Below are 26,993 nucleotides of genomic sequence, written 5' to 3'. Positions count from 1 at the left end.
TACGCTAGGCCTTTGCGGGCGAGTCGCCCGCGCTCCCAGATACGCCCTAGTAAGCAGAGATTAGCGGCCTTTACGTTGCTGTAAGAGCAGATTGTTAAAGCCGTTTTTAGCCAGTTGCTGTTGTGCGACCGCCAGTTGTTCACGGCTGACAAAAGGCCCAACTAAAACGCGATGCCAGGTTTTGTCGGATACTTGTCCAGATTCAATGTGCACATCTTGGCCGCTGAGCAGCAGTTGTGCGCGGACACTTTCAGCTTTAGCTCGCTCTGGGAAAGAGCCTGCCTGCAGATAAAATTGGGTTTTCGCTGCAGCTTTTACCGCCGGCGCAGGTGGTGTTTTGCCGTCAAGAATGGCTTGCGCACGTGCGGCATCGGCTTTCTTAGCCGCCTCAACTTCCGTTTTACTCGGTGGTGGCGGGGTTTTCTCAGGTAGCGCTTCGGCTGGCACAATCACTTCTGATTCAGACAGCAAAGTATAAAACTCAAACTTTGGCTTGTTTGTTGGCGCTTCTTTTTTCGGTTTCGCTGCGGGCTTTTTATTGGCGGCCACAGGCTTTTCACGCTTAATTGCATCATTACCCGGTTCGAGCTTGAGCAAAGACATCACGAAAATACCAAGGATTAAACCGCCAAACACCCAAGCCAATGGGTGTATAGGTTTATTTGCTGGCGCTTGATAGCGGCTTGCGCCTCTTTTCGGAGCAGCTTTTTTACGTGGAGCCATTTACATACGCTCCAAGGTTTTTAGACCGAGCAACTCAAGGCCCTGCTTTAGGGTGCGACCGGTCAGCGCAGCTAGACGTAAGCGGCTGTGGCGAGTGGCTTCATCATCTGCCGATAGAATAGGACAGTGCTCATAAAAGCTAGAAAATTGGCCGGCCAACTCATACAAATAGGTGCAGAGAATGTGCGGCGTACCTTTTTCGGCGATGTTATACAGCACTTCACTGTAGCGCTGCAGCGTCGCGGCCAGCACTTGTTCGGCTTCGCTGGCTAAGACAATACTGCCCGGCAGTTCGCCGTTCATATCTAAATCAGTACGTCTAAATACGCTGGCAACACGGGTGTAGGCATACAATAAGTAAGGCGCAGTGTTGCCTTCAAAACTGAGCATTTGCTCAAAGTTAAAGCTGTAATCACTGCTGCGATGCTTACTTAAGTCAGCATATTTCACCGCACCAATGCCAACGGCTTGGGCAATGCTATGCAGTTCGCTGTCAGCTAATTCTGGGTTTTTCTCTTTCACCAAAGCATAAGCACGTTGTTCTGCTTCGTTGAGCAAATCAATCAGCTTGACGGTGCCGCCATCACGGGTTTTGAAGGGACGGCCATCTGGGCCGTTCATGGTGCCAAAGCCCATATGCTCCAGTTGCATGGTTGGACTGACAAATTCAGCGCGACGCGCTACGGCAAAGACCATTTGAAAGTGCAGGGCTTGGCGCTGATCAACGAAATACAACGCACGATCGGCGTGCAGCGTTTGGCTGCGATAACGCATCGCCGCTAAATCAGTGGTGGCATACAAATAGCCACCGCCAGCTTTTTGCACAATCACCGGTAAGGGGTTGTCTTCGGCGTTTTTGAATTCATCTAAGAAAACGCACTGCGCGCCTTCGCTTTCTGTCAGTAGACCTTTATCGCGGAGGCTCTCCACGATATTGGCTAAATCCGCATTGTAGGAACTTTCACCGCGCACATCTTGCATGCTCAGCTTAACGCCCAAGCGGTCGTAGAGCTGTTGGCAATGCTGCAATGAAACATCATTAAACTGTTTCCACAAACGTAAGCACTCTGGATCACCGGCTTGCAGTTTAACTACGAGCGCACGTGCCCGCTCGGCAAACTCAGGTGACTCATCAAAGCGTTGTTTTGAAGCGCGGTAAAACTCTTCTAAATCCGACAGCTGTGTTTCTTGGGCGCTGGGGTTTTCTTGTAAATACGCCAATAACATACCGAACTGAGTGCCCCAGTCGCCGACGTGGTTTTGACGAATCACCTCATGGCCGAGCAGCTCTAACACGCGCGCAACGGCATCACCGATAATAGTTGAGCGTAAATGGCCAACGTGCATTTCTTTCGCAAGGTTAGGTGAAGATAAATCCACCACTACACGTTGTGCAGGTTGCTGCTGGGGTACACCGATCAGGGTGTCGCTTAAGGCTTGGTCTAAACGTTGTGCTAGCGCTGCATGGTTTTGGAAAAAGTTTAGAAAACCAGGTCCAGCAATCACCACTTCGCTGACTTGTGGATCAGACGGCAATGCTTTAATCAATAACTCGGCCAGATCGCGAGGCTTCATTTTTGCTGGTTTAGCCAACATCATGGCGATATTGCTGGCGAAATCACCGTGGCTTTTATCCCGCGTGTTTTCGACTTGAATATTGGCCTCAAGCCCTTCTGGAAGGATGCCTTCGCTGGTCAGTTGATTGACTGCGTGTTGAATTAAACTGCGGATACTGTCTTTCATAATTTCTCTTAACGAAGGCAAGTCGCGAATAATCGCTTAATAAAGGAAGCACTGAGTAATGTTAGCGAGGCAGTCAGGGCTAGGCACAAATCAGCGAAAAAGCGCAGTTTACAGATAGTAAATGAGCATTTTAAGCTGATTTTTAACAACGACCTGACAACGTAGGTAATTATTCAGCGCTTCCTAAACGGTCTATTATCGACGCCAAGTGCGCTTGCTTCAAGCGCCAAGCGTCATCCGGCGTGCTTTAAAATAAATCGATGGGGTCAACATCCAGTGACCAACGGCTCTGCCGCGCACTTGGCAGGTTTTCTAAGTTGTTGCATAAAGGTGTTAATAAACGGTGCAGCTGGGCGCGACTATTGGCCTGCAGCAGCAGTTGCGCGCGATACCGCCCGGCACGACGCTCCATTGGCGAGGTGATGGGACCCAGCAGTTCAACCCCTTCAATCTTTAATTGTTCAAGCAGTTGTTCGGCAATGCTGTAGGCATCTTCTAAAAAAACATCAGCCAATTCTTCTTTTAGCGCATCGGCGCGCAGCAGTGCTAAGTGACTGAAAGGTGGCAAACCGGTGGCGCGGCGCTCGCTCAGCGCTTGCTCAGCAAAGGCAAAATAACCTTGCTCGCTGAGTTGCACCAACAAAGGATGGTCGGCCAGCTGACTTTGAATAATCACTCGGCCCAGATCACTGGCGCGGCCCGCACGACCGGCTACTTGCACAATCAGTTGCGCCATTTTTTCGCTGGCGCGAAAGTCTGCGGAAAATAAACCACCATCGGCATTTAAAATAGCCACCAAGGTCACTCGTGGAAAGTGATGCCCTTTAGCGAGCATTTGCGTGCCAATCATAATGCACGGCTCGCCGCTGCCAATCTGGGTTAATAAAGCATCCATCGAGCCTTTGCGTGAGGTGCTGTCACGGTCAATGCGCAGCACGGGCGTGTCGGGGAATAAAATTTGCAGGCGTTCTTCCGCACGCTCAGTACCCGCACCGATGGGGCGTAAATCAACTTTGCTGCATTGCGGGCACTGATGCGGGCGCGCTTCTATATGGCCGCAGTGGTGGCAGCGCAGCTCGTTATAGCGCTGGTGAAAGGTCAGGCGCGCATCGCATTCAGAGCATTGGCTCATCCAGCCGCAGTCATTGCACATTAATACCGGCGCAAAACCACGCCGATTGAGAAAGACTAAAACTTGCTGGCCGGCTTCTAGGGTTTTGCGAATTTCTTTTTGCAGTGGCGCGCTGATGCCTGAATCCAATGGCAAGCTGCGCACATCTAAACGAATAAACTTGGGTTGACTGGCGCCGCCAGCGCGCTTGGTTAAGCGCAATAAGGCAAAGCGACCGTTGTGGGCGTTATGTAAGCTTTCTAAACAGGGCGTGGCTGAGCCTAAAACAATCGGCACATTGGCTGCGCGTGCCCGTACCAAGGCTAGATCACGGGCATGGTAGCGTAGGCCTTCTTGCTGTTTATAGGAGGCATCGTGCTCTTCATCAATGATGATCAGGCCGAGTCTTTTTAGTGGAGTAAACAAGGCTGAGCGCGTCCCGATAATAATATCGGCATGCCCTGAGCGCGCGGCCAACCAAGCTTCTAAACGTTCGCGGTCATTGACGTTGGAATGCAGTAAGGCAATGCGCGCATTAAAACGTTTGGTAAAACGTTCAAGGGTTTGTGGCCCTAAATTGATTTCTGGAATCAACACCAGCACTTGCTTGCCTGCAGCCAATGCCTCACGGATCAACTGCAAATACACTTCAGTTTTACCGCTGCCAGTCACGCCAGCTAACAAATAAGCTTTGTATTCTTGATTGTTGGCATGGATGGCATTAAAAGCCGCTTGCTGTTCATCATTGAGCGGCAGTTCAGGTTGCGCAAGGCTGGGGGTTTTATGTGGCAAATCTTGCAGTTGGCGTATTTGCTCCGTCACCAAACCTTTACCCAGTAACGCGCTGACACTGTCTTTACTGATACCGAATTGCTCTAGGCGTTCATGGGCAATGCCTTGATTGTGCTGGGCTAACACCTGCAAGGCTTGGAGTTGCCGAGGCGCACGGGTGAGCAGTGGGTCATCCAACTGCAATGGCAGCTTGGCCAGCCACATTCTTTGCTGGCGCGCCTCAGCGGGCTCGCCTTGACGCAGCAGTGCGGGCAACGCCCAGCTAAAGGTGTCGCCTAAACTGTGTTGATAATACTGCGCGGTCCAAATGCACAGACGCATAATGCTTGGCGGCAATAACGGCTGCTGATCGAGCACGGCTAGCGCATCTTTAAGCTTATTGGCGGGCACATTGGTTGTGCTTGCGGTTTCGACCAATATCCCGACTAATTCACGTCGGCCAAACGGCACGCGCACGCGCACACCGGGCTGCCATGCACTAACCGACACTTGCGTTGGCGCACGGTAATCAAACAACCGGCGTAGCGGTGACGGCAAGGCAATACGTAAATAGAGTTCGGACACAAGGACATCCTTAAGCTTGATGGGGCTATTTTAGCGCACTAACATTATTGGACTTCTAAAAGATCGACTTCAAAAATCAGCACAGAACCGGGCTTTATTTTTCCAGTGGCAGCGTTGCCGTAAGCCAGATCAGAAGGAATGAAAAATTTAAATGTATCGCCAGCAACCATTAGTTGAAGGCCTTCTGTCCATCCTTTTATCACGCGATTTAGCGGAAAACTAATCGGCTCATTACGCTCGACTGAGCTATCGAAGACAGTACCGTCTAACAGGGTGCCATGGTAATGCACTTTTACTGTGGAGTTGGCGCTTGGGTGAACACTGCCATCGCCTTTCTTTACTATTTGATACTGCAAACCGGAGGCTGTTTCTACTACGCCAGGGTTAGCTTTATTGGCGGTTAAAAAGCTGTTTCCTATCTCGATGTTTTGCAAAGATGCCTTTTTATCTTTGGCATTTTTAATAAAGTAGAAAGCGATGAGTGCAATAGCGACAGCCAAAATAACAAATTTCATTATTTGTCCTAATAAAGTGTGGTTTTTTCTATTCTAGCACTGGCCTGTTTTCTGGGTGGAAATAGATGGATTGAGTTTTAGACTAGGCGCTTCAGCTCTTTTTGTGGAGCGTTAGCCTGCTGTAGAGCACAGCTTTACCTTTTTTTCGTTCTACGCCGAGCCTTACCCTGACCTTGCAGTCCAGTAAATCGGATCTGGCCAACGTGTTCCACCAGTTGCTGCAATCCAGCGAGCATCGGCGTCATAAACTCGTTGTAGCTCATGCGCTTTTGGGCAATGGCTTCCAGTTGTGATTCCCAGTGCGCGGTCATGTCAGGTAAGGCCATCACTTCAGGCAAGGACAAGATCAAACGGCGGCCCACTTCAGTGGCATGGATTTCTTTGCCTTGTTTGCTCAGGAAACCTCGCTTAAATAGCAATTCAATAATCCCTGCTCGGGTGGCTTCGGTGCCGAGACCGTCGGTGTCACGTAGGACTTTTTTAATCTCGGGGTCAGACACATAGCGCGCAATACCGGTCATTGCTGCCAGTAAGCTGGCATCGGTAAAGTGCTTAGGTGGACTGGTTTGTTTTTCATCCAGTCGGCCGTCGATACAGAGCAGGTTGTCGCCTTTGACTAGATTAGGCAGTTTAAGCGCAGAGAACTCATGATCCTCTGTATTGCTTTTGCGTTCAGGCAATAGCGCTTTCCAGCCTTTGCTCAGCACTTCTTTTTGCCGACTGATAAATAAGCCGCCGGCCACTTCGCTATCAATTTGTTTTTCTTGAAAGATGAAGGGTGGGTAAAACTGCATCAGGTATTGCCGTGCCACCAGTTCATAGATTTTTTGCTCATCAGCGCTTAAACGACCGCTATCGAGTTTACGCCGGGTGGGAATGATGGCGTGGTGCGCGCTGACTTTGCTGTCATCCCAGGCTTTAGAGTTGAGGGCAAGGTCAGCATTTGCTACCGCTTGACTGAGCGCGGGGCAGCTGTGCGCAATGGCTTGGCTGACTGACTCTTTGTCGTGGTAGTGGCCTTGCGGTAAGTAGCGGCAGTCAGAGCGAGGATAGGTCAGCAGTTTGTGGGTTTCGTAAAGTTTTTGGCAGATGTCTAAGGTCTTTTGCGCATTAAAGTTAAAGCGCTTGGCGGCGTCGATTTGCAATGAAGACAAGTTGTAGGGCAGAGGGGCCGCTTGTTTTTTCACACTTTCAGTGACCGCCACGACTTGCCCTGGTTGATTCAATACTTTGTTCAGTACAGTTTGTGCTAACTTTTTTAGCAACACGCGGCCATCTTCATCTGTATACGGCTCGCAAGCGGCGCTGGGCTGCCATTTAGCGCTATAGGTTTGCTGGTTGTCGGTTTGCAGTTCAATAAAAACTTCATAGAAGGGTTTGCTGACAAAGTTTTCAATCTCTAGATCACGGTGCACCACTAAGCCGAGAATTGGTGTTTGCACACGCCCCACCGAGAGCACGCCCTGATAACCCGATGCTTGTCCTTGCAAAGTACACAGGCGGGTCATGTTAATCCCGTACAGCCAGTCAGCTCGGGCGCGTGCCAGAGCCGAAGTTGCCAGCGGAATAAAGTCGCTATTACGCCGCAGATCATTGAGTGAGCGTTTGATTGCATCAGGGTTCATGTCGCTGATTAAGCAGCGCTGCGCCGCCATACGCTTGGCTTTAGACACGCCGCTGTAATTGATCACTTCATCCACGAGAATTTGGCCAACTCTATCCGGATCGCCCATGTTGACCAATACATCGGCTTGCTTAATCAGCTTTTTCACCACAGCTAACTGCTTGCGGGTTGCCGCTTTAACCTGATGCTGCCATTGGGTTGGAATAATAGGTAAGTGCTCTTTGCGCCACTTTTTATACTCAGGGTTATAAACTTCTGGCTCTGCTTGCTCAAGTAAATGGCCAACGCACCAGGTCACCACATCACCGCTGGCCACTTTAATAAAACCTTCACCTTGCTGGTGCGGTTTAGGTAAAACCGCCGCTACGGCGCGACCGACGCTGGGCTTTTCAGCTATGTATACAATCACTTGAGTGTTCCATGGATAAGAGCGAAGACAGACAAATCTGTAGCAGTATATTGGCTTGTTAGCGTTTTCCTAAGGATAGACGGCTTTTAAGTTTTGTCTTGCTGCAACCCGCAGACTCAATCCTCGGCTTGCACGACATCAATCGCATTGGCGTATCGCCGTGTCGCGTGGTATGAATAAAGCCAATATTTAAATACATGAGGAGAGCGTCATGAATAAGAAAGTAGCAATCATCTTATCGGGATGCGGTGTTTTTGATGGCGCGGAAATTAACGAAACCGTGCTAACGGCGTTGAGCTTAGATCAGTTAGGCGCACAGGTTGAGTATTTTGCTCCAGATATAAATCAGCATCACGTGCTCAATCATCTTACCGGTGAGGAAATGCCTGAACAGCGCAATGTTTTAGTTGAGTCAGCGCGAATTACCCGTGGCAAGTCACGCAATATTCGCGAGCTGAAAGCGGCAGACTTTGATGCGGTGATTTTGCCCGGTGGTTTTGGCGTGGCGAAAAATCTATCTGACTTTGCCTTTAAGGGTGCTGACTGCAGGGTGCAAGAAGATACGTTGCAGGCGATTTTGCAGTTTAAATCTGCGCACAAGCCGGTCGGTTTGATCTGTATCTCACCAGTTTTATCCGCCAAGATTTTTGCTGAAGGCGTGCGCTGCACCATTGGTGATGATGCTGATACCGCTGCGGCGATTACGCAGATGGGTGGCGTGCATCAAGACTGCGCAGTGGGCGGTATCGTGGTTGATGAGAAAAACCGCTTGGTGACCACGCCTGCTTATATGTTGGCGCAATCGATCAGTGAGGCGGCGAAAGGTATTCATAAACTTGTCGAACAGGTTTTAGCTATGGCTTAATGCCCTGCGACGTGTGCTGAGTCATTGTTGTGCCGCTGGCGCAGATGACTGAGCACGCGTTTAGATATTTTATTCAACAATAAAAAGAGTGCTGGAAACGCGAGTGTGTGGTTACGCCGCGATTATCGAGCAACAGACGCAGGATTAATCCCTCATGAGTGCAACAGAGCTGGCTCCCGAATTGCTGCAAGCGGCGCAGTATTTTTTCGATCAAATTCCTTTTAATCATTTGGTCGGTATTCAGGTGGATTCATTGTCCACTGAAAAAGTCTGCATGCATGTATCGATGCGTGAAGAGTTAATCGGTAATCATATTCAAGGTATTTTGCACGGCGGCGTGATTGCTTCGATTCTCGATGTGGCAGGCGGGGCAATGGCATTGATTGGGGCTTTTCAACGTTTGCCGGAGTTGCCAGCGGTGGAGCGGATGATGAGTTTGTCCAAGCTCGGCACCATTGATATGCGCGTTGATTATTTGCGTCCAGGGCGCGGCAAACGCTTTGATGCGGTTTCGACGCTATTGCGAGCCGGTAATAAAGTCGCGGTGGTGCGCACCGAATTACACAATGATGATGGCTATTTAATTGCGGTGAGCACCGGTACCTATTTAGTCGGTTGATGAGTCCGTTGCAGCGTCGCTTGGCAGTTTGGCTAAGCGCGTGAGAATACGGTCTAAAGCATTAGCAAAGGCTTGCTTGTCACGCTCGTCATAGCCGCGCTGGCCGCCAGACATCTGTCCTTGATCACGCAGATCAGTAAACAAATTGCGCATGGCTAAACGATCGCCCATGTTGCGTTCGGTAAATTCATTACCACGCGGATCTAAGGCAATGGCCTGTTTCTTCAATAAGCGATCAGCTAGTGGAATATCACTGCAAATCACCAACTCATTGGCGGTGGCATTCTCGACAATGTAATCATCTGCCGCATCTGGGCCGCTGGGTACGACAATCAGTTGCACGCATGCAAAGTTAGGTCGCGGCTGTGCTTGCCCGGCGACTAAGATCACCGAGAAATTGCGTTTTAAGGCGAATTTTATTACTTGGTCACGGGCTAAACGTGGGCAGGCATCGGCATCAATCCAGACGCGCATACAAATCACTCCTGTGTAGAGCCTCAGCGCAGTGAAGCGCTGAGGGGGTTGTTATGACGCGGCTTGCTCTATGGGGTTGAGTCTTGCTGCGCTTGCTCAGCGGCTTGCAATGCGCGTTTGTTTTTCATCGCGTTACGCATCTTAATATTGAGTGCTTCTACGCCCAATGAGAACGCCATGGCAAAGTAGATATAGCCTTTCGGTACATGCACGCCAAAGGCTTCAGCGATCAACAAGGTACCCACGACGATTAAGAAGGATAAGGCCAACACTTTTAATGACGGGTGTTTCTCAATAAATTCACTGATAGTGCTGGCGGCCAGCATCATTACCACGATAGAAATCATAATCGCAGCAATCATAACGGGCACATGCTGGACTAAACCTACCGCAGTAATCACCGAGTCTAACGAGAAAATAATATCAATCACGGCTATTTGCAGAATCACGCTAATAAAACCGGCCTTAACTCCGACACCTTGTGCGGCCGCTTCTTCACCCTCGACACTGTGCCAGATTTCCACCGTGCTCTTGAATAACAGGAATAAACCACCGAACAGCAGAATCAAATCACGACCAGAGAAGCCTTGTCCCATGATCTCAAACAGATCGGTGGTGAGGCGCATAATCCAGGTGATCGACAGCAACAGCAAAATGCGTGTGCCCATCGCCAGACTTAAGCCAATGAAGCGCCCTTTGGCTTGCTGGTGAGCCGGCAGACGACTGACTAGAATTGAAATGAAAATAATATTGTCGATACCCAAAACGATTTCTAAGGCCGTGAGGGTAAGAAAAGCAATCCAGATTTCTGGACTTGTCAGCCATTCCATAAGAGGTTATTTCTCTAAAGGTTGAGGAAGCTCTGGACCACGCCAGCGCCGGATAATTTTCTGGAAAAACAAGCTGTTGGGGATTTGTAATAGGGCACCTTGGTTGCCTTCGCTGAGATCCTCTAAGGTTGTGTACAACATATTAATGGTGACCACGCGACCGCGTACACCTGGTTTTTCTGCGCTTTCCAAGACTTCCACGCGATCGCCGAGACGAAAAGGCCCCACGGTAAAGATCAGTGCAGCACAGAATAAATTAGAGAGCACGCTCCAAACCGCAAAGAAGGCAACTGCTGCAACGGCGACAAAACCAGTGAGTGCGGTCCACAGCACACTAGCGGATACGCCAAAACGCTCTAAAATCAGCATAAAGGCGCTACCAATCACCAGCCAGCGAATGGCACCGCGTAATGGTAAAAGCATACTGGGCGGCATATTGTAGCGTCCGGCAAGGCTGGTTAAACCACGTGCCAGTAAGCGCTGTAACAACCATGCCGCCAATGCGATGATGAGAATTTGTGCGCCAGGAATCAGTAAGCTAAACCAGTCTACTGCCCACTGCTCAAACCACTGTTTCATAGATTAGCCTCAAGTTTACTTTGCAGTGCTTCCAATTCTTCTAGGCTGTTAAGCCAAGTTTCTTCTAGCTGTGCTTGTTGTTGCAGCAGTTCACTTTGTGTGCTCAGGTGCTGCTTGAGCTGCTCTTTTTGTGCCTGTTCATAGAGACTGTTATCCGCTAAAACAGTTTCTAAAGCCGTTAGCTTTTTGTGCAGCGTATCCAATTGTTTTTCTAGTTGATCAGCCTGTTTGCGCAAGGGCGCCAACTGCTGGCGCAATGCCGCTGCCGCTTGCCGTTGGGCACGCTTATCGGTTTTATCGACACTGACTTCGTTGCTACTGATGCTCGGTTGCAGCTGGCGCAGGCGGTAGTCGCTGAGCCATTTGCTGTAATCCTCAAGATCACCCTCAAATTCTTGTACGCGGCCTTCGGCCACTAGATACAGATCGTCAACTGTGCTTTTAATTAAATGGCGGTCGTGGGATACCAGCAACAGTGCGCCGGAGAAGTCTTGCAGTGCCATACTCAAGGCTTGACGCATTTCTAAATCAAGGTGGTTGGTCGGCTCATCAAGCAGCAATAGATTGGGTTTGCCCCAGGCAATCAGTGCTAAGGCTAAGCGCGCCTTTTCACCGCCAGAGAAATTCACCACCGGCTCGTCGCAACGTTTACCGCGGAAATCAAAACCCCCTAAAAAGTCGCGTAAGACTTGTTCGCGCTCAGTCGGTGCAATGCGCTGTACGTGCAGTAAAGGGCTGGCTTTGGGGTCGAGCGAATCCAGCTGATGCTGAGCAAAATAGCCAATCACTAGGTTTTCACCACAGGTCAACTTGCCCGCTAGCAGTGGTAAATCGTTCATGATGCTTTTGATCAGGGTTGATTTACCGGCCCCATTGGGGCCGAGTAACGCAATCCGCGCACCGGGCACCAGCTGCAGTTTCACCTTGCTTAAAATAGCTTGCTCAGTGCTATAACCCAGCGTGGCCTGATCCAGATCGAGCAGCGGACTGGAGACTTTGTCGGCTTCGCGAAACACAAAATTAAAGGGCGAATCAAAGTGCGCAGCGGATAATTCTTCCATGCGCTCCAAGGCTTTAACGCGGCTTTGTGCTTGCTTAGCTTTACTGGCTTTGGCTTTAAAACGGCGGATAAAGTCTTCCATGTGCGCACGTTGCGCTTGTTGCTTTTCGAAGGCTTGCTGCTGTTGCATGATGCGTTCAGCGCGCGCGCGCTCAAAGGCCGTGTAGCCGCCGCGATACAGAGTTAGTTTTTGCTGATCGACGTGGACAATATGGCCGACCACCGCATCGAGAAAATCACGGTCATGCGAGATCAGCAATAAAGTGCCAGCATAGTTTTGCAGCCAACCTTCCAACCAGAGAATGGCATCCAGATCCAAGTGGTTAGTCGGCTCATCGAGCAGCAATAAATCCGATGGACACATTAACGCTTGCGCCAGATTTAAACGCATGCGCCAGCCACCGGAAAAACTATTGACCTGGTTTTCCATCTGCTCTTCGAGAAAGCCCAGGCCTGCAAGTAATTTACGCGCACGGGCATCGGCAGTATAGGCGTCAGCGCTGTCCAGTTCTGCGTGTAAACGGCCGAGCTCGGCGCCGTCGTGCAACTCTTCAGCCTTGGCCAATTGTTGCTGAATGGCGCGCAAGTGCGTGTCGCCATCCAAAACATAATCAATCGCGCTCTGATTGGGGGCATCGATTTCTTGGCGCATATGCGCAATGCGCCAGTTCGCCGGCAATGCACAATCGCCAGCATCAGGATGCAGTTGGCCACGCAGCAAAGCGAAGAGACTGGATTTGCCAGCGCCATTGGCACCAATTAAGCCGACTTTATGCCCTGGGTGCAGGGTTAATTCTGCATTTTCCAGTAAGCGAAGTGGGCCACGTTGTAAGGTCAGTTCTGAGATTCGTATCATGCGGCGCAGTTTAGCAGTTTCGCCGCGGTTACCAATATGGGCTGAGAGATATTTAGTTGCTGTTGTGGCGCAATAGACTGGGTAGCCTGTGCTACGACTCCCCAGCTTGATTGATTTGTCTAACTTAGCGGGCCAGTTTCTGCGCAGCAGGTTGGGCATTGTCGATACTAAAACGCCCCTTCCTGCCAAGCAGACAGTAAGCCGCCAGCGTGGTCAAAGTGCAAGTGCGTGAGCAGCACAATATCAATATCTTCATGGGTTAAACCCTGCGCAGCAAGGCTGTCGAGTAGCACGTGATGGCTTTCTTGCACGCCAAAACGCTCTTTCATTTGCGGTGAGAAAAACGCACCGATACCCGTTTCAATTAAAATATTGCGCCCATCTTCTTGTACTAATAAAGCACGGCAACCCAAATTAATACGATTGAGCTCATCGTGCTGCAACCTTCAATGAGCTCAACACAAAAGGCTGGCAAGCCGCCGATGAGCAAGGGGTGTGGAGTTGTGAAGCACGTTTCAGCCTTATGCTGGGGCTGCTTCTTTTCCAGTTTCCCTGGTGTTGCAGCGCATTGCCAGTCTTACGCCGCGTGAGCACGATGTGCTGCTGCCGCTGGTGCAAGGTTATACTAATCGCGAAGTGGCCGAGCAGTTGGGTATCAGTGTAAAAACTGTTGATCTCTATCGCTCCAGAGTGATGAAACACATGCAGGCGCAGACGTTGCCCGATTTAGTCGGCATGGCGATTGCTGCAGGCTTGGTTGATCCGCTGAAGTTGCGCGCCCTAGCGGAGCATAACTAAGCCAATCTTGCAGCCTAGATTGCCCGTGCTGCTGCGACATAACGTTGCAGCGCCAGTAAGCGTTGCGCATTCAGCGCTAGACCGAGTTCTGCGCCTTGCAGACCTTGCTCCAGCAGCGGTTTCACATTGACCGCGCGCACCACTGCGGCAGCTTGGCGCAAGTAATCAGCTTGCGGGTATAAACGGTCTTCAAGGCCTAAACGTCCGCGTGAATCCATCTCGCTGGCGCTGACAAAATCATCAAAGCGTTGTGGGCGACGCATGATGTCGAAGCTCATTAACAGTTTCAGTAAAGTTTCTGGGCGCAACTCCAAAGCACGGTGGGCATGGGTGTGATATTCGCCAACTAGTAGGGCTAACTCAGCGCAGTCATTCGGCGTTTTCAAACGCTTATTCACTTTCTTAATTAAAGCTAAACCGCGTGTTTCATGGGCAATATGCCGTGGCCACTCGGCAGGATCAGTAGTGCCTTTACCTAAGTCATGTAGCAAACAGGCCCAGCGAATATTCAAGCTTTGCTTAAAACGCGCACATTGTTGTAAGACACTGAGTATGTGTACACCCGTATCGATTTCAGGGTGATGCTCAGCCGGCTGTGGTACGCCAAATAAGGCATCTACTTCCGGCAGCAATGCTTTTAAAGCACCGCAATCGCGCAGCACTTGAATAAAAATCTCAGGATTGTCTTCCATCAATGCCCGTGCAAACTCTTGCCAGACCCGTTCGGCAGTTAAATGCGCGAGTTCACCGGATTCAGCCAATGTCCGCATCAGCGCTAATGTCTCGCTGGCAACGCTAAAACCTAAATAAGCATAACGTGCGGCAAAACGCGCGACCCGCAGTACACGCAGTGGGTCTTCAGCAAAAGCCGGTGAAACATGGCGTAGCACTCGTGCCGCGAGATCAGCTTGTCCGCCGTAAGGATCAAATAAAGTACCGTCATCGGCTTGCGCCATGGCGTTCACGGTAAGGTCACGGCGTAGTAAATCTTCTTCTAAGCTGACGTCCGGACTGGTATGAAAAACAAAACCGCCATAGCCATGACCGCTTTTGCGCTCAGTGCGTGCCAAGGCATATTCTTCCCCACTGGTAGGGTGCAGAAACACAGGGAAATCATCGCCCACTGGACGAAAGCCTTGTGCGCGCATTTGCTCAGGGGTTGCACCGACCACCACCCAGTCGACATCTACCACTGTGCGACCTAATAGTTGATCGCGCACTGCGCCACCGACCTTGAAAATTTGCATACAGAGACATACCTTAAATAACTGTTGCGGCAAGAATACCTGTAAATGAGTATTCTGTGCTGATTGCGGTGTTGTATGGCTGAACTCGGTAGCTGTATTTGTATCTACTGCTGAGTCGATGGTTATTCGCAATCAGGGCTGTGATAAAGATTGTTGATTGGAGAGGTAAATGTTGTGATTGATAAAAGCTATCGAAGTCATGTTATCAATCAATTATACCTAATCATCAGAATGACCTATTATTAATCCCGTAAAGTTCTTAACCCACAGAGGAATTATTAAATGTCTTACATTAATAGCGAAGTAAAAGCGTTTAAAGCAACTGCATTCCACAACGGTGACTTCATCGAAGTGACTGAAGCAGACATGAAAGGCAAATGGTCTGTAGTGTTCTTCTACCCAGCAGACTTCACCTTTGTTTGCCCAACAGAGCTTGGCGACTTAGCTGACAACTACGAAACATTCAAAAAGCTTGGTGTAGAAATCTATTCAGTATCAACTGATACCCATTTCACTCACAAAGCATGGCACGACACTTCACCAGAAATTGGCAAGATCCAATACCCAATGATTGGTGACCCAACTGGCGCAATCACCCGTAACTTCGGTGTGATGATTGAAGAAGCTGGCCTGGCAGATCGCGGTACATTCGTAATCGATCCAGACGGTAAAATTCAAATCGTTGAAATCAACGCCGGTGGTGTTGGTCGTGACGCACAAGAATTATTGCGTAAAGTTAAAGCAGCACAGTACGTGGCAGCTCACCCAGGTGAAGTGTGCCCAGCTAAGTGGAAAGAAGGCGAAGCAACATTGTCTCCTTCACTAGACTTAGTAGGTAAAATTTAAGGATCACTCCTTACCTTTTATCTCTGCTTGCTAGGTTGTGATCCAACTCGGTAAGCCCGACGCCCGGGCGCACACCGCTCGGGCGTTTTACATTCAAAAATCAGGATTTGGAGTACATCAATCATGTTGGACGCTAATTTAACAGCACAACTCAAGGCTTACCTAGAGAAGGTGACGCAGCCGTTTGAAATCGTTGCGTCCCTTGACGGAAGTGCCAAATCAACAGAATTGCAAAACTTGCTGGAAGAAATTGCCGGCATGAGCGACAAAATCACCCTGCGTACTGACGGTGATGATGCGCGTAAACCTTCGTTTTCTTTAAACCGTATTAATGGTGAGATCAGCTTGCGCTTTGCGGGTATCCCAATGGGTCACGAGTTCACTTCATTGGTGTTGGCGCTACTGCAAGTTGGCGGACACCCATCGAAGCTGGGGCAAGATGTAATTGAGCAGATTGCCAATTTAGAAGGCGAGTTTAATTTTGAAACCTACTTCTCATTGTCTTGCCAGAACTGCCCAGATGTAGTGCAAGCGCTAAACTTAATGGCGGTGCTTAATCCAAATATTCGTCACGTGGCAATTGATGGCGCACTGTTCCAAGACGAAGTTGAACAGCGTCAAGTGATGTCTGTACCGATGATTTTCCTCAACGGCGAAATGTTTGGTCAAGGCCGCATGGACGTTGCAGAAATTCTCGCTAAAGTCGACACCGGCAGTGTTGCCCGTGATGCGGCTAAGCTCAATGAAAAAGATGCGTTTGATGTGTTAGTGATTGGTGGCGGCCCAGCTGGCGCAGCAGCAGCGATTTACGCAGCACGTAAAGGTATTCGTACCGGTGTTGCCGCGCAGCGTTTCGGTGGTCAGGTTTTGGATACCATGTCGATTGAGAACTTTATCTCTGTCACAGAAACTGAAGGTCCAAAGCTGGTTCGCGCCATGGAACAGCATGTGCATGAATACGATATCGATGTGATGAACCTACAAACGGCGAGCCGTTTAGTCCCAGCAACAGAGCAGGGCGGTTTGCACACCGTTGAGTTTGAGTCCGGTGCCAGCTTAAAAGCTAAAACTGTGATTCTGTCGACCGGTGCGCGCTGGCGCGAAATGAACGTACCTGGTGAGCAAGAGTACCGCACCCGTGGTGTGGCTTACTGTCCACACTGTGACGGTCCTTTGTACAAAGGCAAACGTGTAGCAGTCATTGGTGGTGGTAACTCAGGTGTTGAAGCCGCGATTGACTTAGCTGGCTTGGTGAGGCATGTGACCTTGCTTGAGTTTGCTGACACTCTGCGCGCTGATGAAGTGCTGCAGAAAAAACTCAAAAGTTTACCGAACGTCACTGTGATTAAGAGTGCTATGACCACAGAAGTGATCGGTGATGGCAGCAAAGTGACTGGCTTGATTTACAAAGATCGCACCACCGAAGAGCTGCACACGGTTGAGCTGGAAGGTATCTTTGTGCAGATTGGCTTATTGCCAAACACTGAGTGGTTGAAAGACTCGGTTGCCTTGTCCAAGCATGGTGAGATCGAAATTGACGCACGCTGTGCAACCAGTATTCCTGGTGTGTTTGCTGCAGGTGATGTGACGACAGTGCCTTACAAGCAGATCATTATTGCCATGGGCGAAGGTTCAAAAGCGTCACTGAGTGCTTTTGATCATATCATCCGTTCGTAATAGATAAGACGCTGCAGACACCTCGAGTGTGGCAGCGCTACAATAAAACGCCCGATGCATTAAGTTGCATCGGGCGTTTTTTGTTTGTTGGGCAGTCTAGCAAAATACTCTAGACGACTCAGCGTGCATTAGCGCAAGTTGTCGCTGCGCTCCTTAATCTGTGCAGTTTTATTTCTATAAAACGAGTAAATGAGCATTTTATTCGCTTCGCTCCCCCCCCCCCTCGGGGCCTTGCTAAAGCACGTTCAATCTAAAGATTGTGAGCTGGTTTTTAACAACGTCCTGACAACGCAGGTAGTTATTCAGAGTTTTCCTAAAACGCTTTGAAAACATTACGTTATAGTCTGCTCTGAAAAGCAGCAGGCATCATGCTGTGCAAGTTCTTGTATGCCGGATCATCTGCGTGTTTTTAGCCTGTGCTAGCAAATGATTTCACCGTGCCCAATCCTTTAACACCTCTAACTATGACGAGCCAACATGAAGTCTTTAAACAAACTCGCAACAGCGATCATTCCCAACAATGGCGGCGAGCTGACTTTGTATCGCCGCGAAAATGAGTTTTCTATTCGGCTGTCCGGCGTGCGTGGCGAGTTAATGAATAGCGGGGTTTATAATTCCGAGCAGGAGTTGGCCAAACTTGGCTGTGCTCATATTCAAAATAAAGACAATGCAGAAGTCTTGGTGGGCGGCTTGGGGATGGGTTATACCTTGGCCGCAGCGCTAGCCTGCGTGACGGCAAACTCACGGGTGACTGTGGCTGAGCTTATTCCAGAAGTTCTGGAATGGAATCAAGGCCCGCTCGGTGAGTGTGCTGGCCGGCCATTGGCAGATCCGCGCTGCCATGTGCGCTTAGGTGATATTGCCGAATTGATCAAAATGCAGGAGCCGGCTTTTGATGCGATTTTGCTGGATGTCGATAATGGCCCAGAAGGCATTACCCACAGCAATAATAATTGGCTATATTCCACCGACGGTATAGAAGCCTTATATGACAGTTTACGCCCTGAAGGGATGTTAGCCGTGTGGTCGGCTGGCGCAGATTCAATGTTCGTGATCCAGCTTAAAAAAGCCGGATTCGTCGTCAGCGTGCGCACCGTCCGAGCTAGACCTGGTAAAGGCAGCAGGCACACCATTTTTCTAGCAAAAAAGCCTTGGCGTTCGTCGCTAGCCTAACCAAGTTGAAGTCTACGCCACCACAACAAAATCAATCACAATCGCGCCCGGTTCACGCTGCTGATAAATGACTTTGACCCGCTCGCCATAGCGCTGCTGCATTTGATTGAGCAGCGGCAGCGGATCATGGTCATTAACAAAACGCATCGCTTCACCTGGATTGAGCGCATCCAGTGCACCAAAAATAGCGGAATGGCGAAAACGGTGCGCAATAGCACGAGCGTCAAAGGGATAGCTGGTGTAACTGAGTTCTGCAGTCGGCGTGTTCACGTGAAATCCTCTAGTGGATAAACCTTTAGCGAGAGTAAAACGCTTGCGTTTGGGATGCCTTGATTAGGGTTAATTGCGCGGTACGCGGATAGGGTTATGCTCACTGGGTAACCAGTACTATCTAAGAAGAGGATCACACCATGAATAAGACAGTCTTGATCACTGGCGCGACGTCCGGTATGGGCAAGGAAACCGCATTGTTGCTGGCTGAACACGGCTATAACGTATATGCCGGAGTGAGAAATGCCAGCCAGGAATTGCTGGATGAGGCAGAAAAGCGCGGCGTTAAAGTGAATACTGTGACCCTCGATGTGCAGGATACAGCGTCCATTCAAAAGGCTGTCGAACATGTCATGGCCAAGGAAGGGAAGATCGACGTTTTGGTAAATAATGCCGGTTTCGGGCTTCTTGCGACGCTGGAAGAAGGCACGGATGAGGAAATATTCCAGCAGTTCGATGTCAATGTCTTTGGCTTGATTAAGATGACCAGAGCAGTGCTGCCACATATGCGTCAAGCGCAAAGTGGTGTGATCATTAATATTTCCTCCTTTCTTGGGAAGATGGGCTTGCCTTTATTGTCGCACTACAATGCTAGTAAATATGCTGTCGAGGGCATTACTGATTCGTTGCGCTTTGAATTGGCACCCTTTGGTATCAGAGTGCACTCTGTCCTCGCAGGCTTGTTTGGCACCAACTTCGTGAAAAAAGGGTTGGTCGCTAACAGCAAGACCACCAGTGCAGACTCGCCTTATAAAGAGTTGGTAGCTCACTTCGCTCCGATTGTGGCTCAGGCCATCAATGAAGGCCCTGATCCACTGCCTATCGCGCAGGCTGTGAAAAGTATTATCGAGAATGAAGCGAGTGATATTGCTGTTGAAGTTGGCAAGGAAGCGGAACTGTTTGTGCCCATGCGCAAAAGCATGGATGACAAGGCATTCGAAGAGAAAGTAAAAGAGACCTTTGGCTTGTAAGTTGGAGCGGGCGGCCGGTTTAGCTAAGGTCGCCCGAGAGCCTCAATGCTATTGATTACTTTTCTATACTCAGTTAATGCAAACTTTCCCTAAGTATCTTTCTCTTTCATTTACATAGTATTCGTAAATCCGTATATTTATTTTACCATATATATGGTTCAACGCATAAGCTTCTCTGCTTGCCGCTCAATCTTGGTTTCACTGCCCGACTCTAGAAGGACTTTCTGCATGCAACTCACGCCTACTGAGGTTTTTAAAAGTCTTGCTGATGATACGCGGTTGCGGATTGCCTTATTGCTTGCCAGCGCTGGTGAACTTTGTGTGTGTGAGTTGACCGAAAGCTTGCAGGAAAGTCAGCCGAAGATTTCGCGGCATTTATCCTTGTTGCGCAGTACAGGTGTATTGCTGGATCGCCGCCAAGGGCAGTGGGTGTATTACCGTTTGCATCCGCAGTTGCCGGTTTGGGTGCTGAACATTCTGCAGCAAACCCTCGCTGCTAATCAGCAGTGGTTAGCGGATGATCTGCAGCGCTTACAAGCTATGCCTCGTGGGCCGCTCAACCAACCTGTGTGTAACTAAATCCTTTCAACTATTTCCACGGACTGAGTGTTGCTCATGCTGATCGCGTTGCTGATTTTTCTGATTACGATTGTGTTGGTTATTTGGCAACCGCGTGGGCTCGGGGTAGGTTGGAGTGCCTCTTTTGGTGCGCTGTTGGCCTTGCTCTGTGGTGTGGTTGAGTTGGCGGATATTGCCTTGGTTTGGCAAATTGTCTGGAATGCTACGGCCACCTTTATTGCCATTATTATTATCAGCTTGCTGCTCGATGAAGCAGGCTTTTTTGAGTGGGCAGCATTGCATGTGGCGCGTTGGGGGGGAGGCAGTGGGCGTAAATTGTTTGCCTTTATTGTGCTGTTGGGCGCTGCGGTGTCGGCGTTATTTGCCAATGATGGTGCCGCGTTAATTATTACGCCCATTGTGATTACCATGCTGTTGGCGCTGCGATTTTCTCCGGCGGCCACCTTGGCTTTTGTCATGGCTGCAGGCTTTATTGCCGATACCGCGAGCTTGCCCTTTGTGGTGTCGAATCTGGTCAATATCGTTTCTGCGGATTACTTTAACCTCACTTTTAATGAGTACGCAGCAGTGATGGTGCCAGTGAACTTTGTCAGTATCGCGGCTAGCTTGGCGATGTTGCTTTGGTTTTTCCGTAAAGATGTGCCAGCCACTTATGCTCTGAATGAGTTGAAACAACCAAAAGAGGCGATCCGTGATCATGCTACTTTTGTGGCTGGTTGGTGGGTGTTGGGCTTATTGCTGGTGGGCTTTTTTGTGATTGAACCGCTTGGTGTGCCGATCAGTGTGATTGCCGCGGTGTGCGCCGTATTACTGTATTTAATCGCTGCCCGTGGTCAGGTTATTAGCACCACTAAAGTACTCAAGGAAGCGCCGTGGCAAGTAGTGGTGTTTTCGTTAGGAATGTATTTGGTGGTTTATGGCTTAAAAAATGCCGGGCTCACCGATTATATTGCCCAACTGTTAAATATCTTTGCCGCGCAAGGCTTGTGGACGGCCACTCTGGGTACCGGTCTGCTCACTGCTGTGTTGTCCTCCATAATGAATAATATGCCCACGGTATTGGTTGGTGCATTGTCGATAGATGCGGCTGGTGTCGATGGGGTTATTCAGCAGGCGATGATCTATGCCAATGTGATTGGTGCCGACTTGGGGCCGAAAATCACCCCAATTGGTAGCTTGGCAACTTTGCTGTGGCTGCATGTATTGGCGCGTAAAAACATCAAAATCAGCTGGGGTTATTATTTTAAGGTCGGTGTAGTGCTGACGTTGCCGGTGTTGTTGGCGACCCTCAGTGCTTTAGCGATTCGCCTAAGTTTTTAATTAAAGGAGTGCGTTTTGAAGGTTTTATTTATGTGCACGCACAACAGTTGTCGCAGTATTTTGTCTGAGGCGTTATTTAATCATTTGGCACCGGCCGGCTTTTTGGCTGTCAGCTCTGGCAGTCATCCTAGTGGTCGAGTGAATCCGCGAGCCTTGCAAACTCTGGCAGATGCAGGGATTGCAACGGAAGGTTTAAGCAGTAAAGCTTCAGATGCTTTTGCACAGAACCCACCGAATATCGTGATTACTGTCTGTGATAACGCGGCGGGTGAGGCGTGCCCCTTGTATTTTGGTACGGTGTTGAAAGCGCACTGGGGGTTAGTTGACCCATCTGCGCTGACCGGTTCTGAGGCCGAGATACAAGCCGCCTTTGATCAGTGCCTTGCTAAGATTGCCGAACGGGTACAGGCATTTTTTGCTTTACCGCTTGCGACTTTAAAGGGCACTGAGTTAAGCATTGAGTTGGACCGTATCGGTCGGTTGTAACAGTGATTAATAACAAGATTAGAAGAGCACACTTTCATGTACGAAGATTTACCTAATATCAGTGCTGATTCATTGAGTATTCCGGCGCTGGAACAGTTACAACCAGCACAGCAGTCTGCGCATAAGCCACGTATTTTATTGTTATACGGTTCTACTCGTCAGCGCTCTTTTAGCCGTTTAGTGGTGCAAGAAGCGGCGCGTTTGTTAGAAACCTTTGGTGCAGAAACTCGTATTTTTAATCCATCGGGTTTGCCTTTGCCGGATGATGTAGAGCCAACCCATCCTAAAGTGGTTGAACTACGTGAGTTGATGCAATGGTCGGAAGGTCAGGTCTGGTGTTCGCCGGAGCGGCATGGTGCTATGAGTGCGGTATTTAAAGCGCAGATTGATTGGGTTCCGTTGAGTATGGGCGCGGTGCGTCCGACTCAGGGTAAAACCTTGGCGGTGATGCAGGTCTGTGGTGGTTCGCAGTCCTTTAATGTGGTCAATCAACTGCGTGCTTTAGGGCGTTGGATGCGCATGTTTACCATCCCTAATCAGTCTTCAGTGCCGAAAGCCTTTACTGAGTTTGATGACAATGACCGTATGCAGCCGTCACCTTATTACGACCGCATTGTTGATGTGATGGAAGAGTTGCTGAAGTTCACCTTATTGTTGCGTGATCGTCAGGATTATCTGGTGGATCGTTATTCTGAGCGCAAAGAGTCTGCGCAAGAATTATCGCAGCGGGTTAATCAGCGTTCGATTTGATCCATGAGCTTTGCTCAGAGTGATCAAATTAGAGCTGAGACAACTATTAACTAACGGGTTATAGCTTTGGCCGATCATATTGCTGGCAGCGGGACAATGATTGAGCAGAGTTTAGTGAGAATAGAGTGAGTTAAATGTTGAAGCCAGTCATTCAAGAAGAAAGCACCGGCTGTGGTATTGCTGCGGTGGCCAATATTCTCGGTAAAACCTATGCACAGATGAAAGCCATCGCCAATGCCATGGGTATTTATGCGATGGATACATCCTTGTGGTCAGATACCCAGTATGTACGGCGTATGTTAGCCAGTGCAGGGGTTGCAACTTCTGCGGATGAAATACCCTTTACCTCTTGGGATGCGCTGCCTGATTTGGCGCTGTTGTCGATCAAGCATCACCGTGAGGGTGATAAAGACTTTTGGCATTGGGTGGTGTTTAAACGTGTAGGTGGGCAGCCAGTAGTGCTGGATTCAGCCAGCTATTTGCCCAGCAATGTTCGAACAGATTTTGATGCAATGCAGCCTAAGTGGTTTATTGCGTGCAGAAAGGTAGTGAGGTGATTGCGCAAATGGCTGAGGGTGGTTTTTAGAACTACATTTAGCAACACATCCTGCTGGAATACTGGATAATAGCAGCCATTCTTTTGCTCTGTATTCTGGTGATTCGCTGTGGAAATCAAGGTTAACTTTCTCGACAACTTGCGTCTTGAAGCCAAGTTCGATGACTTTACTGTGGTGGCTGATCAGCCGATTCGCTACAAAGGTGACGGCTCAGCGCCGGGTCCTTTTGATTACTTTTTAGCCTCGTCGGCGCTGTGTGCTGCTTACTTTGTAAAACTGTACTGCCAAGCCCGTGATATTCCAACGGAAAACATTCGCCTGTCGCAGAACAATATTGTTGATCCAGAAGATCGCTATAAGCAGATTTTTAAAATACAGGTTGAGTTGCCCAGCGATATATCTGATAAAGATCGCCAAGGCATTTTGCGCTCCATTGACCGCTGTACAGTCAAGCGCGTGGTACAGACTGGGCCTGAGTTTGTAATTGATATTGTCGATAACCTCGACGCCGATGCACAGGCGTTGTTGGGCACTTCAGTGGATGAAAACAGCCAAACTTTTATTGCCGGTAAAGATCTGCCGCTGGAAAAAACCATTGCTACCATGTCCGGAATTCTCGCCAATCTCGGCATGAAGGTTGAAATCGCATCGTGGCGCAATATTGTGCCCAATGTTTGGTCGCTGCATGTGCGTGATTCGCAGTCGCAACTGTGTTTTACCAACGGTAAGGGCGCAACCAAAGAAAGCGCGCTGGCTTCAGCTTTGGGCGAGTTTATTGAGCGTCTGAACTGCAACTTCTTTTACAACGACCAGTTCTGGGGTGAAGAGCTGGCTAATGCAGACTTTGTTCATTACCCCAATGAACGCTGGTTTCAGCCAGGCCCTAAGGATGAGTTACCAGAGGGTTTGCTCGACGAACATTGCTTGGCGATTTATAACCCGGATGGCGAGTTGCGCGGTTCACATTTATACGACACCAACTCGGGCAATATTGAGCGTGGTATTTGCTCGATACCTTATGTGCGTCAGTCTGATGGTAAAGAGGTGTTTTTCCCCTCTAATCTGATTGAAAACCTCTTCTTAAGTAACGGTATGAGCGCTGGTAATACCCTGGTTGAAGCGCAGGTGCAGTGTCTGTCGGAGATTTTTGAGCGCGCGGTCAAGCGTGAAATTATTGAAGGCGAAATCGCGCTGCCCGATGTGCCGCAAGAGGTCTTAGCCAAATACCCCAGCATTCTGGCCGGTATTCAAGCGTTGGAAGAGCAAGGCTTTCCGGTGTTGGTCAAAGACGCCTCCTTGGGCGGTCAGTTTCCGGTGATCAACGTGACGCTGATGAATCCGCGCACTGGCGGTGTATTTGCCTCCTTTGGTGCGCATCCCAACTTTGAAGTGGCGCTGGAGCGCACCCTGACTGAGTTGCTGCAAGGCCGCAGTTTTGAAGGCTTGAATGATCTGGCGCGCCCGACCTTCTCTAGCCATGCAGTGACTGAGCCCAATAACTCGGTGGAGCACTTTATTGATTCCAGCGGCGTGGTGTCGTGGCGTTTCTTTAGTGCCACAGCGGATTATGATTTTGTCGAGTGGGATTTCACCGATGGCGGCAATAACAGCAATGCGCAGGAAGCAGAACTGTTATTTGGCCTGCTCGAAGATATGGGTAAAGAAGTCTATATGGCGGTGTTTGAGCATCTCGGTGCGACCGCCTGCCGGATTCTAGTACCGGATTATTCCGAGGTGTATCCGATCGATGATTTGATTTGGGATAACACCAATAAAGCGCTGTTTTTCCGTGAAGATATTCTCAATCTGCATCGCCTGACTCAAGCTGAACTCAAAGCCTTGGTTGAGCGTTTAGAAGAAAGCGAGCTGGATCATTACATCGATATTAAAACCTTGATTGGTGTCGAGTTTGATGAGAACACGGTCTGGGGTCAGCTGACGATTTTGGAACTTAAATTGCTGATTTATTTGGCTTTAAATCAGCTGGATGAAGCCTTAGAGTTGGTTGAAGAGTTCCTACAATTTAACGACAACACGGTTGAGCGCGAACTGTTCTATCAGGCGATGAACGCCGCTTTAGAAGTCGCCCTGGATGATGACTTGGATATGGACGATTACGAGCCGAACTTTCGACGGATGTTTGGTCACGAGCGCATGGATGCGGTCATTGGCTCGATCACGGGCAGCGTACGCTTCTACGGTTTAACACCGACCAGCATGAAGCTGGAGGGATTGGATAAACATCTGCGTTTGCTCGATAGCTTGAAAAAGCTGCATGCCGCACGAGCGCGCTTCGCCGGCTGATCAGTTTTTATGCAACACAAAAAGGCACCTCTTAGGTGTCTTTTTTAGCTGTCTCTTTGCTGTGTTTGTAGTGCCAGCTTGTTTGTACACATGCCACTTTGCTGTCTAGAAGAGGCAACCCTTAAGTACCAGTCATGTTATTGACTGATTCGTTTGCAGTTGTGCTTAAATGGATAAAACCGCGACGGCCAAGTGTTGATCACTTGTTTAGCGTAACAAACTCTATTCGAACAATGAAAATATCAGGAGACAGGCTATGTTGAGATTATTGCTCAGTGCGGCGTTCATGCTTGCGCTAGGTTCTACGTCCGCGTTCGCAGATGAAGCCGTGACCTGCCCAGCATTTCTTGATCACGATTTACCCAAGCTGCATTCCAAAGACACGGTTAATTTGTGCGACTTGGCGGCGGGCAAGCCAATGTTGGTGGTGAATACTGCCAGCCACTGCGGTTTTACCGGACAGTTTAAAGGACTGGAAGCCTTGCACGAGCGTTATGCCAAGCAGGGCTTGGTGGTGGTTGGTTTTGCCAGTGATGACTTTAATCAGGAAGCAAAAACTGAAGAAGAAGCCGCGACGATTTGCTTCAAAAATTTTGGCGTGACCTTTACCATGATTGCTCCAGGTCCAGTGACCGGCGCTGATGCAACACCGGTGTTTGCCCACATTAACCAGCAGGCCAAGGCCCCGCGCTGGAACTTCAATAAGTATTTACTCAATGCTAAGGGTGAAGTAGTGAAGTCTTTCGGCAGTACTGTTAACCCCGAGAATAAGTCCGTCACACAGGCGATTGAATCAGTTTTACAGCAGTCAAACTGATTAACTTATTGCTAGCCTTTCGCGGCAGTATTGATGTTTGTCCGCCCAAGATCGCATCCTAGTAGAAGTGCAATCTTGGGCTGCTAGTTGGGTCAGTATTGGACAATTAAATCAGTTTGAGGGTGTATGAAAGCATCGATGCGCAGCGCCATAACGAGGATATTTATTCTGTTTTTGTTGGTCTGTGCAGGCAGCTTTGCATGGGAATCATCACGCAACTCCGATATGCAGCCTGTCACTGGTGAGGTGATCGGCACTGTGTATAAAGGCTACAGGATTAGCTATGAGTTGCAGGAGCATCGCCATGCAGAGTTAATCAACACACTCAATGGTCGTCATGGCATCACGCTGAGCTTCGCTGCGTTACTGTTTTTATTTCTTGTCGGTGTTCTGCTCTCGGTGATTCGCGGCAAAAGTAAGCTCGACTAAAGCAG

The 26,993-nt window shown here is 49.4% G+C and carries 25 protein-coding genes and 2 pseudogenes; 15 read left to right on the top strand and 12 right to left on the bottom strand.

All coding sequences use genetic code 11. The features are described from left to right. Positions 1-60 precede the first annotated feature (60 nt). The 5 genes from H591_RS0102625 to H591_RS0102605 form a co-directional block, all read right to left on the bottom strand. Positions 61-723, bottom strand: a complete 663-nt coding sequence (locus H591_RS0102625; protein ID WP_022965395.1) for an SPOR domain-containing protein — start codon at positions 721-723, stop codon at positions 61-63. Beyond that, on the bottom strand, positions 724-2,466 hold the full coding sequence (gene argS, locus H591_RS0102620; protein WP_022965394.1) for an arginine--tRNA ligase: 1,743 nt from the start codon (positions 2,464-2,466) through the stop codon (positions 724-726). Between the two features lie 247 nt (positions 2,467-2,713). Then, positions 2,714-4,933: a primosomal protein N' gene (locus tag H591_RS0102615; protein WP_022965393.1), complete on the bottom strand. Its 2,220-nt coding sequence runs from the start codon at positions 4,931-4,933 to the stop codon at positions 2,714-2,716. Between the two features lie 44 nt (positions 4,934-4,977). Continuing rightward, a complete protein-coding gene (locus tag H591_RS0102610; protein ID WP_022965392.1) occupies positions 4,978-5,448 on the bottom strand; it encodes an FKBP-type peptidyl-prolyl cis-trans isomerase in 471 nt (156 codons plus the stop codon). A 134-nt stretch (positions 5,449-5,582) separates the two neighbouring features. Then, positions 5,583-7,481, bottom strand: coding sequence for a DNA topoisomerase III (locus H591_RS0102605; RefSeq protein ID WP_022965391.1), 1,899 nt, complete (start codon positions 7,479-7,481; stop codon positions 5,583-5,585). 211 nt (positions 7,482-7,692) lie between these two features. On the opposite strand from H591_RS0102605, the gene elbB reads away from it, so the two are divergent. Together elbB and H591_RS0102595 are read left to right on the top strand one after the other, a co-directional pair. Then, positions 7,693-8,346, top strand: coding sequence for an isoprenoid biosynthesis glyoxalase ElbB (elbB, locus tag H591_RS0102600; RefSeq protein ID WP_022965390.1), 654 nt, complete (start codon positions 7,693-7,695; stop codon positions 8,344-8,346). A gap of 154 nt (positions 8,347-8,500) precedes the next feature. Further along, on the top strand, positions 8,501-8,965 hold the full coding sequence (locus tag H591_RS0102595) for a thioesterase family protein (RefSeq protein ID WP_022965389.1): 465 nt from the start codon (positions 8,501-8,503) through the stop codon (positions 8,963-8,965). On the opposite strand, the gene H591_RS0102590 is transcribed toward H591_RS0102595, so the two are convergent. From H591_RS0102590 to H591_RS0102570, 5 genes and pseudogenes are all read right to left on the bottom strand, one after another. Beyond that, complete coding sequence (locus tag H591_RS0102590) at positions 8,954-9,439, bottom strand: YaiI/YqxD family protein (RefSeq protein ID WP_022965388.1); 486 nt, start codon at positions 9,437-9,439, stop codon at positions 8,954-8,956. The two genes, H591_RS0102595 and H591_RS0102590, sit on opposite strands and share 12 nt — an antisense overlap. A gap of 68 nt (positions 9,440-9,507) precedes the next feature. Then, entirely contained in the window at positions 9,508-10,269 is a 762-nt protein-coding gene (locus H591_RS14645) for a TerC family protein (protein ID WP_022965387.1), read from the bottom strand. A gap of 6 nt (positions 10,270-10,275) precedes the next feature. Next, the gene (locus tag H591_RS14640) at positions 10,276-10,848 is read right to left on the bottom strand and encodes a mechanosensitive ion channel family protein (protein WP_022965386.1); all 573 of its coding nucleotides are present in this window, start codon (positions 10,846-10,848) and stop codon (positions 10,276-10,278) included. Beyond that, entirely contained in the window at positions 10,845-12,764 is a 1,920-nt protein-coding gene (locus tag H591_RS0102575; protein ID WP_028244122.1) for an ATP-binding cassette domain-containing protein, read from the bottom strand. Before H591_RS0102575 ends, H591_RS14640 begins: the two co-directional genes overlap by 4 nt. Before the next feature lie 176 nt (positions 12,765-12,940). After that, a pseudogene (locus H591_RS0102570) lies at positions 12,941-13,207 on the bottom strand (MBL fold metallo-hydrolase); the annotation flags it as partial. Positions 13,208-13,325: 118 nt separating this feature from the next. Between H591_RS0102570 and H591_RS0102565 the strand changes: the two are divergent. Next, positions 13,326-13,562, top strand: a pseudogene (locus H591_RS0102565) (response regulator transcription factor); the annotation flags it as partial. A gap of 14 nt (positions 13,563-13,576) precedes the next feature. Here the strand turns inward: H591_RS0102565 and H591_RS0102560 are convergent. Further along, entirely contained in the window at positions 13,577-14,809 is a 1,233-nt protein-coding gene (locus H591_RS0102560) for a multifunctional CCA addition/repair protein (protein WP_022965382.1), read from the bottom strand. A 282-nt stretch (positions 14,810-15,091) separates the two neighbouring features. Between H591_RS0102560 and ahpC the strand changes: the two genes are divergently transcribed. The 3 genes from ahpC to H591_RS0102545 all read left to right on the top strand — a co-directional run bounded on the left by ahpC (position 15,092) and on the right by H591_RS0102545 (position 18,505). Continuing rightward, entirely contained in the window at positions 15,092-15,655 is a 564-nt protein-coding gene (gene ahpC, locus H591_RS0102555) for an alkyl hydroperoxide reductase subunit C (protein WP_022965381.1), read from the top strand. 123 nt (positions 15,656-15,778) lie between these two features. After that, entirely contained in the window at positions 15,779-17,332 is a 1,554-nt protein-coding gene (gene ahpF, locus H591_RS0102550) for an alkyl hydroperoxide reductase subunit F (RefSeq protein WP_022965380.1), read from the top strand. 477 nt (positions 17,333-17,809) lie between these two features. Beyond that, positions 17,810-18,505 carry a spermine/spermidine synthase domain-containing protein gene (locus H591_RS0102545; RefSeq protein ID WP_022965379.1) on the top strand — a complete coding sequence of 232 codons (696 nt, stop codon included), beginning with the start codon at positions 17,810-17,812 and terminating at the stop codon, positions 18,503-18,505. Positions 18,506-18,517: 12 nt separating this feature from the next. Here the strand turns inward: H591_RS0102545 and H591_RS0102540 are convergent, their stop codons facing one another. Then, positions 18,518-18,775 (bottom strand): DUF2249 domain-containing protein, encoded by a 258-nt coding sequence (locus H591_RS0102540; RefSeq protein WP_022965378.1) that lies wholly within the window; start codon positions 18,773-18,775, stop codon positions 18,518-18,520. A 140-nt stretch (positions 18,776-18,915) separates the two neighbouring features. Between H591_RS0102540 and H591_RS0102535 the strand changes: the two genes are divergently transcribed. The 9 genes from H591_RS0102535 (at position 18,916) to H591_RS0102495 (ending at position 26,988) form a co-directional block, all read left to right on the top strand. Next, positions 18,916-19,746, top strand: coding sequence for an SDR family oxidoreductase (locus H591_RS0102535; RefSeq protein WP_022965377.1), 831 nt, complete (start codon positions 18,916-18,918; stop codon positions 19,744-19,746). 228 nt (positions 19,747-19,974) lie between these two features. After that, positions 19,975-20,325, top strand: coding sequence for a metalloregulator ArsR/SmtB family transcription factor (locus tag H591_RS0102530; RefSeq protein WP_022965376.1), 351 nt, complete (start codon positions 19,975-19,977; stop codon positions 20,323-20,325). 36 nt (positions 20,326-20,361) lie between these two features. Next, positions 20,362-21,645 (top strand): arsenic transporter, encoded by a 1,284-nt coding sequence (locus H591_RS0102525; protein WP_022965375.1) that lies wholly within the window; start codon positions 20,362-20,364, stop codon positions 21,643-21,645. Positions 21,646-21,660: 15 nt separating this feature from the next. After that, positions 21,661-22,131 (top strand): arsenate reductase ArsC, encoded by a 471-nt coding sequence (locus H591_RS0102520; RefSeq protein ID WP_022965374.1) that lies wholly within the window; start codon positions 21,661-21,663, stop codon positions 22,129-22,131. A gap of 36 nt (positions 22,132-22,167) precedes the next feature. Further along, the gene (gene arsH, locus H591_RS0102515) at positions 22,168-22,881 is read left to right on the top strand and encodes an arsenical resistance protein ArsH (protein ID WP_022965373.1); all 714 of its coding nucleotides are present in this window, start codon (positions 22,168-22,170) and stop codon (positions 22,879-22,881) included. A 134-nt stretch (positions 22,882-23,015) separates the two neighbouring features. Beyond that, positions 23,016-23,438, top strand: coding sequence for a hypothetical protein (locus H591_RS0102510; protein WP_022965372.1), 423 nt, complete (start codon positions 23,016-23,018; stop codon positions 23,436-23,438). 108 nt (positions 23,439-23,546) lie between these two features. Further along, positions 23,547-25,742 (top strand): OsmC domain/YcaO domain-containing protein, encoded by a 2,196-nt coding sequence (locus H591_RS0102505; protein ID WP_022965371.1) that lies wholly within the window; start codon positions 23,547-23,549, stop codon positions 25,740-25,742. Between the two features lie 256 nt (positions 25,743-25,998). Then, positions 25,999-26,559: a glutathione peroxidase gene (locus H591_RS0102500; protein WP_022965370.1), complete on the top strand. Its 561-nt coding sequence runs from the start codon at positions 25,999-26,001 to the stop codon at positions 26,557-26,559. 126 nt (positions 26,560-26,685) lie between these two features. Further along, positions 26,686-26,988, top strand: a complete 303-nt coding sequence (locus H591_RS0102495) for a hypothetical protein (protein WP_022965369.1) — start codon at positions 26,686-26,688, stop codon at positions 26,986-26,988. Positions 26,989-26,993: the final 5 nt, after the last annotated feature.

Source organism: Denitrificimonas caeni DSM 24390 (genome assembly GCF_000421765.1).
Taxonomy (GTDB): Bacteria; Pseudomonadota; Gammaproteobacteria; order Pseudomonadales; family Pseudomonadaceae; genus Denitrificimonas; species Denitrificimonas caeni.
This window is presented reverse-complemented; position numbering and strand designations above follow the sequence as displayed.

Coding starts and splice junctions, on each gene's coding strand:
- H591_RS0102610 (WP_022965392.1), bottom strand. CDS start 5,448: ATGAAATTTGTTATTTTGGCTGTCGCTATTGCACTCATCGCTTTCTAC.
- ahpF (WP_022965380.1), top strand. CDS start 15,779: ATGTTGGACGCTAATTTAACAGCACAACTCAAGGCTTACCTAGAGAAG.
- H591_RS0102575 (WP_028244122.1), bottom strand. CDS start 12,764: ATGATACGAATCTCAGAACTGACCTTACAACGTGGCCCACTTCGCTTA.
- arsH (WP_022965373.1), top strand. CDS start 22,168: ATGTACGAAGATTTACCTAATATCAGTGCTGATTCATTGAGTATTCCG.
- H591_RS0102625 (WP_022965395.1), bottom strand. CDS start 723: ATGGCTCCACGTAAAAAAGCTGCTCCGAAAAGAGGCGCAAGCCGCTAT.
- argS (WP_022965394.1), bottom strand. CDS start 2,466: ATGAAAGACAGTATCCGCAGTTTAATTCAACACGCAGTCAATCAACTG.
- ahpC (WP_022965381.1), top strand. CDS start 15,092: ATGTCTTACATTAATAGCGAAGTAAAAGCGTTTAAAGCAACTGCATTC.
- H591_RS0102510 (WP_022965372.1), top strand. CDS start 23,016: ATGTTGAAGCCAGTCATTCAAGAAGAAAGCACCGGCTGTGGTATTGCT.
- H591_RS14640 (WP_022965386.1), bottom strand. CDS start 10,848: ATGAAACAGTGGTTTGAGCAGTGGGCAGTAGACTGGTTTAGCTTACTG.
- H591_RS0102500 (WP_022965370.1), top strand. CDS start 25,999: ATGTTGAGATTATTGCTCAGTGCGGCGTTCATGCTTGCGCTAGGTTCT.
- H591_RS0102525 (WP_022965375.1), top strand. CDS start 20,362: ATGCTGATCGCGTTGCTGATTTTTCTGATTACGATTGTGTTGGTTATT.
- elbB (WP_022965390.1), top strand. CDS start 7,693: ATGAATAAGAAAGTAGCAATCATCTTATCGGGATGCGGTGTTTTTGAT.
- H591_RS0102495 (WP_022965369.1), top strand. CDS start 26,686: ATGAAAGCATCGATGCGCAGCGCCATAACGAGGATATTTATTCTGTTT.
- H591_RS0102595 (WP_022965389.1), top strand. CDS start 8,501: ATGAGTGCAACAGAGCTGGCTCCCGAATTGCTGCAAGCGGCGCAGTAT.
- H591_RS0102545 (WP_022965379.1), top strand. CDS start 17,810: ATGAAGTCTTTAAACAAACTCGCAACAGCGATCATTCCCAACAATGGC.
- H591_RS0102535 (WP_022965377.1), top strand. CDS start 18,916: ATGAATAAGACAGTCTTGATCACTGGCGCGACGTCCGGTATGGGCAAG.
- H591_RS0102590 (WP_022965388.1), bottom strand. CDS start 9,439: ATGCGCGTCTGGATTGATGCCGATGCCTGCCCACGTTTAGCCCGTGAC.
- H591_RS0102560 (WP_022965382.1), bottom strand. CDS start 14,809: ATGCAAATTTTCAAGGTCGGTGGCGCAGTGCGCGATCAACTATTAGGT.
- H591_RS0102530 (WP_022965376.1), top strand. CDS start 19,975: ATGCAACTCACGCCTACTGAGGTTTTTAAAAGTCTTGCTGATGATACG.
- H591_RS14645 (WP_022965387.1), bottom strand. CDS start 10,269: ATGGAATGGCTGACAAGTCCAGAAATCTGGATTGCTTTTCTTACCCTC.